The organism is Mesorhizobium sp. M6A.T.Ce.TU.016.01.1.1 (assembly GCF_003997065.1).
In the GTDB taxonomy this organism is placed as follows: Bacteria; Pseudomonadota; Alphaproteobacteria; order Rhizobiales; family Rhizobiaceae; genus Mesorhizobium; species Mesorhizobium mediterraneum.
This window is the reverse complement of the sequence record NZ_RZTJ01000005.1, coordinates 369,076-382,551: the sequence shown is the minus strand read 5'-3', so window position 1 is coordinate 382,551 and position 13,476 is coordinate 369,076. Positions and strand designations below refer to the sequence as shown.

Annotated in this window: 14 protein-coding genes; 5 read left to right on the top strand and 9 right to left on the bottom strand. The window is 61.4% G+C overall.

Going from position 1 to position 13,476, the window contains the following annotated elements; all coding sequences use genetic code 11:
* Positions 1-17: 17 nt before the first annotated feature.
* Positions 18-1,163 carry a cupin domain-containing protein gene (locus tag EOC94_RS13285; protein WP_245458048.1) on the bottom strand — a complete coding sequence of 382 codons (1,146 nt, stop codon included), beginning with the start codon at positions 1,161-1,163 and terminating at the stop codon, positions 18-20.
* A 68-nt stretch (positions 1,164-1,231) separates the two neighbouring features.
* Here EOC94_RS13285 and EOC94_RS13280 point away from each other — a divergent pair, with 68 nt between their 5' ends.
* Positions 1,232-1,441, top strand: coding sequence for a hypothetical protein (locus tag EOC94_RS13280; protein ID WP_210212077.1), 210 nt, complete (start codon positions 1,232-1,234; stop codon positions 1,439-1,441).
* Positions 1,442-1,458: 17 nt separating this feature from the next.
* On the opposite strand, the gene EOC94_RS13275 is transcribed toward EOC94_RS13280, so the two are convergent.
* Positions 1,459-3,087 carry a choline dehydrogenase gene (locus tag EOC94_RS13275; RefSeq protein ID WP_127290969.1) on the bottom strand — a complete coding sequence of 543 codons (1,629 nt, stop codon included), beginning with the start codon at positions 3,085-3,087 and terminating at the stop codon, positions 1,459-1,461.
* A gap of 212 nt (positions 3,088-3,299) precedes the next feature.
* Between EOC94_RS13275 and EOC94_RS13270 the strand changes: the two genes are divergently transcribed.
* Both EOC94_RS13270 and EOC94_RS13265 read left to right on the top strand, forming a co-directional pair.
* Positions 3,300-3,977, top strand: coding sequence for an FCD domain-containing protein (locus tag EOC94_RS13270; protein ID WP_095489588.1), 678 nt, complete (start codon positions 3,300-3,302; stop codon positions 3,975-3,977).
* Between the two features lie 45 nt (positions 3,978-4,022).
* Positions 4,023-5,558, top strand: coding sequence for a GMC family oxidoreductase N-terminal domain-containing protein (locus EOC94_RS13265; protein ID WP_185928223.1), 1,536 nt, complete (start codon positions 4,023-4,025; stop codon positions 5,556-5,558).
* 79 nt (positions 5,559-5,637) lie between these two features.
* Here EOC94_RS13265 and EOC94_RS13260 read toward each other — a convergent pair whose 3' ends face one another.
* The 6 genes from EOC94_RS13260 to EOC94_RS13235 all read right to left on the bottom strand — a co-directional run bounded on the left by EOC94_RS13260 (position 5,638) and on the right by EOC94_RS13235 (position 10,568).
* Positions 5,638-6,465 carry an inositol monophosphatase family protein gene (locus tag EOC94_RS13260; protein WP_127290967.1) on the bottom strand — a complete coding sequence of 276 codons (828 nt, stop codon included), beginning with the start codon at positions 6,463-6,465 and terminating at the stop codon, positions 5,638-5,640.
* Complete coding sequence (gene ttcA / locus EOC94_RS13255; protein ID WP_127290965.1) at positions 6,455-7,348, bottom strand: tRNA 2-thiocytidine(32) synthetase TtcA; 894 nt, start codon at positions 7,346-7,348, stop codon at positions 6,455-6,457. The genes EOC94_RS13260 and ttcA overlap by 11 nt, the downstream gene beginning before the upstream one ends.
* A gap of 138 nt (positions 7,349-7,486) precedes the next feature.
* A complete protein-coding gene (gene rpsD, locus EOC94_RS13250) occupies positions 7,487-8,104 on the bottom strand; it encodes a 30S ribosomal protein S4 (RefSeq protein WP_127290963.1) in 618 nt (205 codons plus the stop codon).
* Positions 8,105-8,472: 368 nt separating this feature from the next.
* On the bottom strand, positions 8,473-8,661 hold the full coding sequence (locus EOC94_RS13245; protein ID WP_126106826.1) for a DUF3008 family protein: 189 nt from the start codon (positions 8,659-8,661) through the stop codon (positions 8,473-8,475).
* 60 nt (positions 8,662-8,721) lie between these two features.
* Positions 8,722-9,534, bottom strand: coding sequence for a glutamate racemase (gene murI, locus EOC94_RS13240; RefSeq protein WP_127290961.1), 813 nt, complete (start codon positions 9,532-9,534; stop codon positions 8,722-8,724).
* Positions 9,535-9,722: 188 nt separating this feature from the next.
* Positions 9,723-10,568: an RNA methyltransferase gene (locus EOC94_RS13235; protein ID WP_127290959.1), complete on the bottom strand. Its 846-nt coding sequence runs from the start codon at positions 10,566-10,568 to the stop codon at positions 9,723-9,725.
* Positions 10,569-10,787: 219 nt separating this feature from the next.
* Here EOC94_RS13235 and EOC94_RS13230 point away from each other — a divergent pair, with 219 nt between their 5' ends.
* The gene (locus EOC94_RS13230; RefSeq protein ID WP_095489594.1) at positions 10,788-11,999 is read left to right on the top strand and encodes an NADP-dependent isocitrate dehydrogenase; all 1,212 of its coding nucleotides are present in this window, start codon (positions 10,788-10,790) and stop codon (positions 11,997-11,999) included.
* Positions 12,000-12,011: 12 nt separating this feature from the next.
* Positions 12,012-12,638 carry a glutathione S-transferase family protein gene (locus tag EOC94_RS13225; RefSeq protein WP_127290957.1) on the top strand — a complete coding sequence of 209 codons (627 nt, stop codon included), beginning with the start codon at positions 12,012-12,014 and terminating at the stop codon, positions 12,636-12,638.
* Positions 12,639-12,654: 16 nt separating this feature from the next.
* On the opposite strand, the gene EOC94_RS13220 is transcribed toward EOC94_RS13225, so the two are convergent.
* Positions 12,655-13,434, bottom strand: coding sequence for a PhzF family phenazine biosynthesis protein (locus EOC94_RS13220; protein WP_127290955.1), 780 nt, complete (start codon positions 13,432-13,434; stop codon positions 12,655-12,657).
* Positions 13,435-13,476 lie beyond the last annotated feature (42 nt).

Below are 13,476 nucleotides of genomic sequence, written 5' to 3'. Positions count from 1 at the left end.
GGTTTCCGCTGCAAAAGCTAGACGATGCGGAGTAGATCGCCGGCCTGGTTGCGGCCCCAGCGCTTGTAGAGGAGCAGCGCCTTCTGGGTCGGCGCATCGGTCGCGCCGAAGAAGATGACCGGCTCGGACGAGGAGCCATTGACGTGCTCGACCCAGGAACCACCCGGTATGGCGATCGTGTCGAACTGGTTCCAGTCGTAGCGTTTGCCGTCGATGATTGAATGGCCATTGCCGCGGAACGGCGCCAACAGCAGGCTGGCGGTCTCGCGCTGCGGCAGCGTCTTTTCGCCCGGCCGCAACATCTGGACGTAGAAGTTGATCGTGTGGAAGACCGGGCCGCCGGTGGTGGGGTCGACATAGTCGATGACGATACCTTCGTGCGGATCGCCGTCCCAATCCTTGTGGGCATCGAGGATCGCTTCCATCTTCTCCCAGCGATAGACATACATCGGCGACGACAGGCCGCCGCCGCGTTTGTGGTCGACGAAGCGCGGCATCAGGCCGCCCTCCCCATAGATGCGTTGCGAATAATCGCTCGGGAAACGGGCGGTCTGCACCTTCTTCTCGACTTCCTTGCCGTCGACCATCTCGGTGTATTTGTGGTCGAAATGCACGGCGTGCAGTGTCTCGACCAGCGGCAGGTCGAGAACCGAAAGGTTGACTGCCTGCTCGCCGCCGACAGTGCCGTGATTGTGCCAGGCATCATTGGGTGTCAGCACCATGTCGCCGGGGCCGAAAACCACATCCTCGCCTTCGACGCCGGTAAAGTTGCCCTTTCCGGTCAGGCCAAAACGTATGGCGCTCGGCGAGTGCTTGTGCGGCGGCATGATCTCGTCTGGATCATTCAGGCGATAGGCGGTGTACATCGTGCTGACCGATGCGCGCTTGGGCGCAAGACCGGGATTGACCAGGATCAGCGAGCGGCGCTCGCTATCGTCCATGGTGACCAGTTCGGCGGCGCGCTGCAGCAGCGGCTCGATGTCGGCATAGGACCAGACGAAGGGTATCGCCTTCGACGTCGCCATGAGCTGCTTAATCTCGTCGTGATCGACGCCTTCCGATGTCGCCCAGAACGGAAACATGTTCTTTTCGTAGAGGGCGTCATACAGGCCCTTCAGCGCGGCCTTCTTGTTGGTGACGGCAAGGTCTGCTGGTTGCGCCATGGACATGTCTGACACCTCTCTTCGCGAAGAAAATGCACTTAACCAACTCAACCGTATTCGGATTGGTTTTGCTCGACAATCCCAAAACTGAGAATTTTTTAAGTTTTTGGTTGAGTGCTTTTCTGAAAGGCAAATGCCCCGAAAAGCGGCAGAAAAACTCGGAAATGCGCGAGAAAACGGATAATCGAGCAGATGCAGATCAAACAACCGCGGCCGCAGCAATTGCTCGGCAGCCCAACCAATTCGAATTTTTCTTTCAACCAAAGGATTTTGGTTGAACACCGGCTGCCGCCAATCAGGCCGCCATGGCTTGTTCAGCACGGCTGCGGATCAGGTCCGAGGCCTTTTCGGCGATCATGATGACCGCCGCATTGATGTTGCCGCAGATGAGGTCCGGCATCACGGAAGCATCCACTGCGCGAAGACCGGCAACACCGCGCACCCGCAGTTCGGGATCGACCACCGACCCGGCGTCGATACCCATGCGACAGGTGCCGCCGGGATGGTGCACGGTGATCGAGGTCTTGCGAATATGCTCATCGATCTCGTCGTCGCTCTGGCATTGCGGCCCCGGAAAGAATTCCGAGGCGATAAACGGGGTCATCGACGGTTGCGCAGCGAGGTTGCGCGCCACGCGGAAGCCGGCGCGGAGCGACTGCCAGTCACGCGGTGAGGACAGGAAATTCTGGTGGATCAGCGGCGCGGCCAACGGGTCGCTCGACGCCAGCTTCACGCTCCCCCTGCTCTCCGGCTGGACGGCGACGATGCGCGTCGCAAAACCATCGGCGAAGGGCGCCTTGAATGGTGCCATGTAGGGCCATGCGGCAAGCGGTGCAGCCGTGAAAAGCAGTTGGACGTCCGGCAATGGCCGACTTGCATCGCTTTTCAGGAATGCCACGACCCCGCCAGGCACATCGCCAGAAAAGCCCTTGCCGGTGAGATAGGTCTTGACGAAATCCAGCCCGATACGATCGGCCCGCATCATCTTGAGGAATGGTCCCGGCTGCTTGCGCCGATACATCAAAATGACTGAAACGTGGTCCTGCAGGTTCTTGCCGACCTGCGGACGGTCGACTTTCGCCTCGATACCATGCGCGGCGAGCTCGCCACTATCGCCGATCCCCGACAGCATCAGCAGTTGAGGCGTATTGATGACACCACCGGCAAGCAGGACCTCACGCCGTGCCAAAACCTGGTGGCTCGCGCCGCCTCTGGTATAGGCGATGCCGGTCGCGCGCCCATCCTTCAGCAGGATCCTCGTCGCCATCGCGCCGGTCAGCACCTTGACATTGCTGCGGCGCATGGCGGGACGCAGATAGGCCGACGCGGTCGAGCAGCGGCGACCGTTTGCGATCGTCATCTGCAGGCGACCAAAACCTTCCTGCACAGCGCCATTATAGTCGTCGGTCTGAGGATATCCGGCATCCCGGCTGGCGGTGGCAAAAGCATCGATCAGCTCGTCCTTGTAGCGGCAGAACTGGGTGTTCAGCGGACCGCTGCCGCCGCGATAGTCGCTCTCGCCCTTTTCCCAGCGCTCCTGCTTCTTGAAATAGGACAGCACCTTGTCGAACGACCAATCGGTCAGGCCGCTGGCCGCCCAGCGATCATAGTCGCCACGATTGCCGCGCACATAGGCCATGGCGTTGGTGGAGGAGGAGCCGCCGATGACCTTGCCGCGTGCGCATTCGACCTTGCGTCCGCCGACATTGGCCTCGGGCTCGCAGAAATACATCCAGTCGTGACGGCGCTCGGTCAGAATCTTGCCCCAGCCAAGCGGGATATGGATCATCGGATCGCGATCCCAGTCCCCGGCTTCCAAGAGCAGCACGGAAACATCCGGATCTTCGCACAAGCGGTTTGCAAGCACGCAGCCGGCCGACCCGGCTCCGACAATGACATAGTCAAATGTTTCCCCAAACGGCATGCACGGTCCTCGGGAGAAGGACGGCCCCACCGAGATGTGAGCCGTCAAAGAAACAACTGCGGCACTCAACCATCGCGCAACTGGTGTTGTCAACCACTGGGCGCAGATGTAGATTGGTTGAGTTGGTTGAGTGCCGTGTTCATCGATTCCGCGTCACAAGATGATGTCAGGACGTTGAGTCGGCGGCTGCCGATCAGACAGGAGATTTGGTTTTGAACGCATTCGAGCCGCAGATCGTATCATCGGATCTCGACGACATCATTGCAGCGGTCCGCCGGTTGCAACAGGGTGGCGGCAAGTTGCCTTCCGAGCGTGACCTTGCCGAACATCTGAATGTGAAGCGTCACCAGCTTCGCAAGGCGCTCGAATTGCTGCGTCAATCAGGCGATTTGAAACCGGCGCGCGCCCGGCGTGCGCCAACCGCCCTGCCCCGATATGGCGAGGAGCTTGTCAGGGTAACCAATCCAATCGAGGTTTTGGAATTGCGCCTGCTGATGGAGCCGGGCCTCGCCCGGCTGGCATCGCTGCGCGCTTCGTCATTCGAGACGGCCCGGATCATCGATGCGGCAACCACGCCGGAGAATGCCTCGTCGGGCGCAGTCGATTTCGCGTTTCATCTCGCCATCGTTGCAGCCGCTCGCAACCATCTTGCCACTGAATTCTACAAGATGCTGCGCCAGGTCGGGGTCGATGCGCGGGTGAAGATCGCACGCACCGCGGCACCCACCTGCCCCAAGCGGATCGCCGAGCGCGACGGCGAACATCGTCTGATTGCCGAAGCGATCTCGAAACGCGACCCGGAAGCGGCCGAGGCGGCGATGCGCGCGCATTTGCTGTCCGTGCAAAGACAGATCACCGAACGATCGAATGCCGGCGCCTTTGCCGCATAAGCGTGTTTTCCTATTAGCCAGACAGCCTGCGCGGGGACTTCAAAAGTGAAACGTCATTTCGACGTGCTGGTCGTCGGCGCGGGATCGGCCGGCTCGGTGGTGGCCAGCCGGCTGAGCGAGGACCGATCATGCCAGGTCGGCCTGATCGAGGCCGGGGTGATGCCGTCCGATCCCGATATCGCCGACCCGCTGAAATGGACGATGCTGCAAGGCCGCGCTTACGACTGGGCCTATCGGACAGTGCCGCAACCCTTTACCGCAAACCGCGTGCACGAATGGCCACGCGGAAAGATCGTCGGCGGTTCGAGCTGCCTGCATGCCATGGCCTATGTGCGTGGTCATCCCGATGATTTCGAACCCTGGGCGGCTGCCGGCGGCGAGCGCTGGTCCTTTTCGGGCTTGTTGCCGGACTTTGTCCGCAGTGAAGCTTTCACCGCCTTCGATGCGCCGTCGCGCGGCCGCAGCGGACCGCTGGATGTCTATTTGCCGGATGCAGAGGTCAGCCCCGTCGTCCGCGCCTATATGGCCGCCGGACGGGCCATGGGAATCTCCGCCCTGACCGATCACAACAGCGGCGAACTGGCCGGCACCAGCCCCAATTCGCTGAACATCCGCGCCGGCCGGCGCCTGAGCGTCGCCGATGCCTATCTGCCGCCGGAGGTCAGGGCACGACCGAACCTTGCCTTGCTCACCGCCCACGAGGTCGAGCACCTCCTGCTGGAGGGCCAGCGGGCCACGGGTGTGGCTGTCGTGCGTGACGGAGAGACCACGACGGTCTCCGCCGACAGGATCGTTCTTTGCGCCGGTGCGGTGTCCTCACCGCTCATCCTCATGCGATCGGGCATCGGCGATGCGGACACGCTGAAGCAAGCGGGGATACGCTGCCTCGCCGACCGAAGCGATGTCGGCCGCAATTTGCAGGACCATCTGCTGGTCCTTGGAAATGTCTACAGCACCAAAAAACCGCTGCCGCCGTCGCGCCTGCAGCACTCGGAATCGCTGATGTACCTGCACGGCAGCGACATTACCCGTTCGACGGGAAGCCCCGATATTGTGCTAGCCTGCGTCGTTGCCCCATCAGCCGCAGACGGCCTGAGTGCCCCGCCCTATGGCTCGGCTTTCACGATCCTATGCGGCGTCACCCATCCGACCAGCCGTGGGCGCATCGCACCGAGCGGGCCGGGCCGGGCCGATGCACCCATCATCGACCCGCATTATCTCGAAACCGAACACGACCGGGCGGTTTTCAGGACGGCGCTGAAGACGGCGCGCACGATTGGTCATCATCCAGCGCTCGACGAATGGCGCGATGTGGAAGTCCTGCCGGGATCAGCGGTGCGGTCGGACGCCGACCTTGACGCTTTCGTCGCGAGCGCTGCCTCCACACATCATCATCCTGCCGGCACGTGCAGGATGGGCGGGGATGCCGACGCCGTCGTCGACCCGGATTTGCGGCTGAACGGCTTCGACAATGTCTTCATCGTCGATGCGTCAGTGATGCCGACGATCCCGAGCGGGCCGATCAACGCCGCCGTAGTCGCCATCGCGGAAACCTGGGCGGCAGCTTCGCCTAGCGCATGAGCCGGAAAATCGGATCGAGGACAACGCAGGTAATTGAGATCGGCCGGGCGTGGCCTGAACCGGATCGATGCCGGACGGCCTATTCCGCCCAGAGCTCGCGGCGCAGTTCGTGCCAGCTTTGCTTGTCCGGCGCGACAAGAAGGCCGCCTCCGACATGCGAAGGCAGATAGGCGCTGCCGTCGAAACGCGCCGCATAACCACCTGCCTCGGCATGGATCAGCACACCGGCCAGATGATCCCACGGCATCAGCTTGTTGTAGACGACGAAGTGGGCGTGGCCGCTCGCCAGCAGGCGGTATTCGTGAGCCGCGCAGCGATAGCCGAACTGCGACAGGGATTTCGTCTGGTTGCGCGCCAGCCGTGACCGTTCCGGCTCGGGCATGTATTGCCAGGAAACCGCACCGGTCATTTGCGAGATCGGTGCAGGCTCGGCGATATGCACCTTCTCCAGAGTGCCATGCGCATGCCGTATGTGGCTGCCGGCACCCTTGGCGCCGATCAGCCAGTCCTTGCCGACGGGATCGTGAATGATGCCGGCGACGGTCTCGCCCTTCACCACGACGCCGAGCATGACGCCGAACAGCGGCACGCCGGAGGCGAAATTGAAGGTGCCGTCGACCGGATCGATGACGAAGGCGAGATCGGCTTCACCGAGGCCCTGGAGCAGCGCCGGATCGTCGGAACAGGCCTCTTCGCCCACGATCATCGCCTGGGGGTAGCGCTCACGCAGCCTGACGGTGATGAGCCGCTCGGCATTCACGTCGGCCTCCGTCACTAGGTCGGCTGCCGAGGTCTTCTGGCGGACGTCGCCCTCATCCAGCCGGCGAAAGCGCGGCATGATCTCGGCAATGGCGGCGTCGGACAGAAGGGTGGCAAGCCAGTCGATCGCGGTATCGTCAAATGTCATCGGGAATGTCTTGCCTTGTGGTGAGGGTCTCGTTGAGGGCGGCGAAATCGAACAGCTTTCTGTCGAGCAGATGCGAGAGCCGCACATTGGTCATGGCGTGGATCATCGTGTCCTTGCGGCCGGGCATGCGCTTTTCCAAGTCGTCGAGCATCGCCTTCATCGCGTTGCGCTGCAAGCCATCCTGGCTGCCGCACAGATCGCACGGGATGATCGGGAATTTCATGGCGCCGGCGAATTTTTCGAGATCGGCCTCGGCGCAATAGGCGAGCGGCCGCAGCACCATGACGTCGCCGTCGTCGTTGAGCAGTTTTGGCGGCATGGCCGCGAGTCGACCGCCATGGAACAGGTTCATGAAAAAGGTTTCAAGAATATCCTCGCGGTGGTGTCCGAGCACCAGCGCCGAGCAACCCTCCTCCCGCGCGATGCGGTAGAGATGGCCGCGCCTGAGCCGCGAGCACAGAGAACAGTAGGTGCTGCCCTCGGGAAGCTTGTCGGTCACCACCGAATAAGTGTCCCGATATTCGATGCGGTGCGGGATGGCGTATTTATTGAGATAGTCGGGCAATATGTGTTTGGGAAAATTGGGCTGGCCCTGGTCTAGATTGCAGGCCAACAGCTCGACCGGCAGCAGCCCGCGCCATTTGAGGTCGAGCAGCAAAGCGAGCAGGCCGTAGGAATCCTTGCCGCCCGACAAGGCAACCAGCCAGCGATCGCCTGGCCTCACCATCGAAAAATCGTCGATCGCCTGACGGGCGAGACGCAGCAGCCGTTTGCGCAGCTTGTTGAACTCGACGGAGGACGGCACATCGGCAAACAGCGGATGAAAGCCGCCTGCGGCATCGGCGATCGGTTCGAGTGTCTTGGCATCAGGCAGCATGTTCATGGCGCGTCGGCCCCAAAGGTCCTTGTTGCTGCCCGGATTAGCGCATCGGCCCGAAAATCGAAATCGATTTTCGGATGCCCAAAAGAAAAGGCCGCCTCGAGGGGCGGCCTTCGATGCTGTTGCAGATGAAGAAATCGATCAGCGCGAATAGAATTCGACGACCAGGTTCGGTTCCATCTGCACGGCGAAGGGAACATCCGACAGGCCGGGGATGCGCCCGAAGGTCGCGGTCATCTTGTTATGATCGACCTCGATGTAGTCAGGCACGTCGCGCTCGGCCAGGCCTACCGATTCCAGGACGATCACCAGCTGCTTCGACTTTTCGCGCACTTCAACGACGTCGCCCGGCTTGCAGCGGTACGAGCCGATGTTGACACGCTTGCCGTTGACATTGATGTGGCCGTGATTGACGAACTGGCGAGCGGCAAAAATGGTCGGCACGAACTTGGAACGGTAGACGACCGCGTCGAGACGCGATTCGAGCAGGCCGATCAGGTTCTCCGAGGTGTCGCCCTTGCGGCGGTCCGCCTCTTCATAGACCTTCCGGAACTGCTTTTCCGAAACGTCGCCGTAGTGACCCTTCAGCTTCTGCTTGGCACGCAGTTGCAGGCCGAAATCGGAAAGCTTGCCCTTGCGGCGCTGGCCGTGCTGGCCGGGACCGTATTCACGCTTGTTGACCGGGGATTTCGGGCGGCCCCAAATGTTTTCGCCGAGACGGCGGTCGATCTTGTATTTCGCGGATTCGCGCTTGCTCATCGCATTCCCTTTCAAAACAGTACACCCGGAACCTCATGGTCCGGGTGAAGGAAACGCGCCCTCCTCTGGCCCCCGTTTTCGAGACCTGACAGGGTTTTCCCACGCAACGCGGCGGAAAACCCACGGGACACGTCATTTTACACAAGACCCGGGAAATAGAGCGCTTCCCAAACGTCTTGCGCACATAAAGAAACCACCGGGCATTGCGGCCCGGTGTTGATGGGCTGATTAAACGGAGATTTAACCGGTGTCAAGCTTGCGGCTGGCGTCGGTGATGGCGAGTGGATACGACCCAAGGGCCGCGGCTCGGCCGCGGCTGTCAAACCATGGAACCGGAACCGACCTCCCTGCCTGGTGCGGACGAGCGGCTAGTGCTTCGCTTTCTTCTCCGGCAGGCCCTTACGTTTGGTCTCGGCAAATTCCTCGAGCTGTTTTTCGCTCATGGATTTGTACATTCCCTTCGAAGGGCCTTTGAGTTCGCTCTTCTTGGTCTCGCCACGCTTGGCGGACAATGCCGCGCCGGCAGCTTTCTGCTGGGACTTTGATGTGGCTGGCATGATCGTTTCTCCTGTTGCCAATAAGAGAAAACGTATCGGTCCGGATGATGTTCCTAACTATCAGGAAATCGCCAGCCCAAACCCCTGCATCAGGCGGCGAGTCGGAAAATCGACCCGCTTTGAGGTGAAGACAGCAAGATCGGCGCCTTCCGGCAACGCCTCGCCGCGATTCCTGACCTCGGTCTCCGCGAGCAGCGAGAGCGCGCGCCGCGCGATCGCCTCGGCGGGATCGAGCCAATCGACCGGCCAAGGTGCCGTCTTGCGCATGCGGTTTGCCAGAAAGGGATAGTGAGTGCAGGCAAGCACGACGATGTCGGTCCGCAGCGCGTCATGCTCGACGAAGCACGGCGCGATTTCGGTGCGCACGGCCTCTTCATCGACAAAGCCCTCACGCATATAGGCCTCGGCCAGTCCCGCCAGGCTGTCGCTGCCAACTAGGCGGACGTGGCATTTCTGAGCCCATTTGCTGATCAGGTCGCGCGTATACTGGCGCTTGACGGTGCCGGGCGTCGCCAGCACCGAAACAAGTCCGGAGCGCGTGCGTTCCGCCGCCGGCTTGATCGCCGGCACCGTGCCGACGAAAGGATGGCCGGGAAATCGTTCGCGCAGCGCATCGATGACCAGCGTCGAGGCGGTGTTGCAGGCGATGACCGAAATGGCCGGCGAAAACCGGTCGAGCAGCTTGCCGAACAGCTCCAGAACATGTGCCCTCAGCGCCGGCTCCTCCCAAGCGCCATAAGGGAAAGCCGCATCGTCGGCGACATAGACGAAGCGACGATCGGGCATCAGCACGCGCGCTTCGCGCAGCACTGTCAGGCCGCCGATGCCGGAATCGAACATCAGGATCGGGCGGGCGCTTGAGGGATCTGTCATTGTCATTGATTAGGAAAAAGGACTGGGATTACGAGAAAAGACTGGGGATACGAGAAAAGACTGGGACTCAGAGGGAAGGCTGGGACCACGGCAGGAAGATGGTCGCACATCCGAGGGTCCATCATTTTGAAATGATGGACCCCACCAAATAACATTCGGTTACCAGTGGTAGGCCCAACGATTTGTTCCTAGTCGTTGTCTTCCGCCTTGGCGGCGCGTGCCGCGGCTGCCGGAAGCCGTCTCGGATCATCACCCGGCGATCCGTCGCCGCGCGGCATGGCCGGCGAGAACCTGTCCAGCGATGATATTATGCCGCGCAGCACCTTGAGCTCCGGCTCGGCGAAGCCGGCGCGCGTCAGCACCGCGCGCAGATTGTCGACCATCTTCGGCTTCTTCGGCGCCGGGCGGAAATAGCCGCGCGCTTCGAGCGCGCCTTCCAGATACGCGAACAGGCCGTGCAACTGCTCCTTGGTCGCCGGCATCATGTCAGGGCTGGAAAAATTGGTTTTCGTCTCATCTTCCAAGCCCGACTTCATCCATTCATAGGACATCAGCAGGGCCGCCTGGGCAATGTTGAGCGAAGAGAAGGCGGGATCGACCGGGAAGGTGACGATCTCGTCGGCGAGGCCGACCTCGTCATTGTAGAGCCCGAACCGCTCGCGGCCGAACAGGATGCCGGTGCGCTGCCCGGCTTGCTGGCGCGCTCTCAGCGTCCTGCCCGCCTCGACCGGTCCGCGCACCGGCTTGAAATTATCACGCGCGCGCGCCGTGGTGGCGAAGACGAAGTTCAGGTCGGCAACCGCCGAGGCCAGATCGCCAAAGACCGTGACGGCATCGATGACATGGTCGGCGCGGCTCGCGGCAGCGCGCGCCTTCTCGCTTGGCCAGCCGTCGCGCGGATTCACGAGGCGCAGTTCGGCAAGCCCAAAATTCGCCATGGCGCGCGCGACCATGCCGATATTCTCGCCGAGCTGCGGCTCGACGAGGATGATCGCCGGGCCTGCGGCAGGAGGGATGTCGTTACTGGCTTGCATGATGTCAATGAACTGCTGTTTGCGGCATTTCAGCGTCCCCTGCCATATCCGGCCGCGAAAATGAAGCGTTCACAAGGAGAGGCCGATGGCGGTAGTCGAGCCAGGCCGCGCGGATCGCCGTTTGCGCGGCCAAAAATGCTTTGATATACGGGCCGCATCCCCGGCCGAAAGCCATGCGGGCAAGGCCGTTCCGATCCCCAACAATGAGGCATTCTTTCCATGGCGAAGATCAAGGTGGCGAACCCGGTCGTCGAACTCGACGGCGACGAGATGACCCGCATCATCTGGCAATTCATCAAGGATAAGCTGATCCACCCCTATCTCGACCTCAAGCTTGAATATTACGACCTCAGCGTAGAGCACCGCGACGCCACCAACGACCAGGTGACCATCGATTCGGCCAATGCCATCAAGAAACATGGCGTTGGCGTGAAATGCGCGACGATCACGCCCGACGAGCAGCGCGTCGAGGAATTCAAGCTGAAGAAGATGTGGAAGTCGCCGAACGGCACGATCCGCAACATCCTCGGCGGCACCATCTTTCGCGAGCCGATCATCATGAAGAACGTGCCGCGGCTGGTGCCCGGCTGGACCAAGCCGATCATCGTCGGCCGTCATGCCTTCGGCGACCAGTACCGCGCCACCGACTTCCGCTTTCCCGGCAAGGGCAAGCTGACGATCAAGTTCGTCGGCGAGGACGGCAAGGTCATCGAGCATGAGGTGTTCGATGCGCCGGCCGCCGGCGTCGCCATGGCAATGTACAATCTCGACGAGTCGATCCGGGAATTCGCCCGCGCCTCGCTGAATTACGGCCTGCTGCGCAATTATCCGGTCTATCTCTCGACCAAGAACACCATCCTCAAGGCCTATGACGGCCGCTTCAAGGACATTTTCCAGGAAGTCTACGAGGCTGAGTTCGAAGCCGAATTCAAGGCGAAGAAGATCTGGTACGAGCACCGGCTGATCGACGACATGGTCGCCTCCAGCCTGAAATGGTCGGGCGGCTATGTCTGGGCCTGCAAGAACTACGATGGCGACGTGCAGTCGGACACGGTGGCGCAAGGTTTTGGGTCGCTCGGCCTGATGACCTCGGTGCTGATGACGCCGGACGGCAAGACGGTGGAGGCGGAGGCCGCGCACGGCACCGTCACCCGTCACTATCGCCAGCATCAGAAGGGCGAGGAAACCTCGACCAATTCGATCGCCTCGATCTTCGCCTGGACGCGCGGCCTCACCCATCGCGCCAAGCTCGACGACAATGCCGAGCTGAAGCGTTTTGCCGAGACGCTGGAAAGGGTCTGCATCCAGACCGTCGAGGCCGGCTTCATGACCAAGGATCTGTCGCTGCTGATCGGTCCCGACCAGCCATGGCTTTCGACCACCGGCTTCCTCGACAAGATCGACGAGAATCTGCAGAAGGCAATGGCCTGACGGCCAAACGAGATGAACAAGCCCGTCGTCTACGGGGCGGACTACAGCGTCTATGTGCGCATCGTCCGCCTCGTGCTCGAGGAAAAGGGCATCGACTATGAGCTTGTGCCGGTCGATGTCTTCGCGGCGGACGGTATTCCCCGCTGGTATTTCGGCCATCACCCGTTCGGTCGCATCCCTGCCTTCGAGCATGACGGGTTTCGGCTTTGCGAGACCAGCGCAATTGCCTGCTATGTCGACGAGGCTTTCGACGGACCGGCGCTGCAACCGGCTGATGCTCGACCCCGCGCAACCATGAACCAGATCATCGGCATGCTCGACGCCTATGCCTATCGGGCCATGGTCTGGGATGTTGCCGTCGAGCGGCTGGAGAAGACGGCGCCTGACGAGGCTTTGATCGCCGCCGGACTTCGGCAGGCGAGAACGGCATTACAGGCGCTCTCCTCGCTGAAAGCCGAGGGGCCATGGCTGTTGGGAGCGGAGCTGACGCTCGCCGACCTGCACGCCGCGCCAATCATCGGCTATTTCGTCAAGGTTGCCGAGGGTCAAAACCTGCTGGCGGAGTTTGCCGACATCCACGACTGGTGGACCCGCATAGCTCAGCGTCCAAGCTTTTCCCGAACTGAAAAGGCAGGCTGAGGCAAATGGCAGTTGTTCATTCGGGAAGGTAGATTTCCGCCTTCATGAAGGTTTTCGCACGACCTACGATCAGCACGCGATCTCCAGCCAGGTCGCATAGCAAATGCCCGCCGCGATGCGAGCATTGGAATGCCGACAGATGCGTCTTGCCGAGTTTTTCAGACCAGTAAGGCACCAGTGTCGCATGAGTGGAGCCAGTCACCGGATCCTCGGGAATGCCCGCCCCAGGCACGAAATAACGCGAGACGAAATCATGGGCTCGCCCAGGCGCGGTAATGACCAGGCCAAGAGGATGAAGGGTTCCGATCCTGAGCAGATCGGGAACGAATGACCGTATGGATGCCTCGTCGGCAAGCTCGACAAACAGATTTTCGAAATTGCGGAAGCTCGAAACCGTGCCCAGAGGAAATATCTCTTGCAGCGCCAGCGTTAACTCCCCGCCGAGCGGCTGCGGCGGAAAACATGGCAGATCGAGCTGGTAGGCGCCTTCCCGTTGCGAAACCCGTAGCTCACCCACCCGCGTGGCAAACGCCATGTCGCCAGGCACATTGTGTTCCGCGGCCAATACATGGGCGGTCGCAAGAGTAGCATGGCCACAGAAGTCGACTTCATGAACCGGCGTGAACCAGCGCAAATCCCAACTCTCGCCATTCGGCCGCGCAAACGCGGTTTCAGCAAGATTGTTCTCGTTTGCGATGGCCTGCATCACATCGTCCGATAGCCAGTCCGCCAAAATGAGAACGGCAGCAGGGTTGCCCTGGAAAGCCCGTTCGGCAAAGGCGTCGACTTGATACATGGTCAACGTTGCCACATCATCCCCGCTGCCACTTCGGCCTCG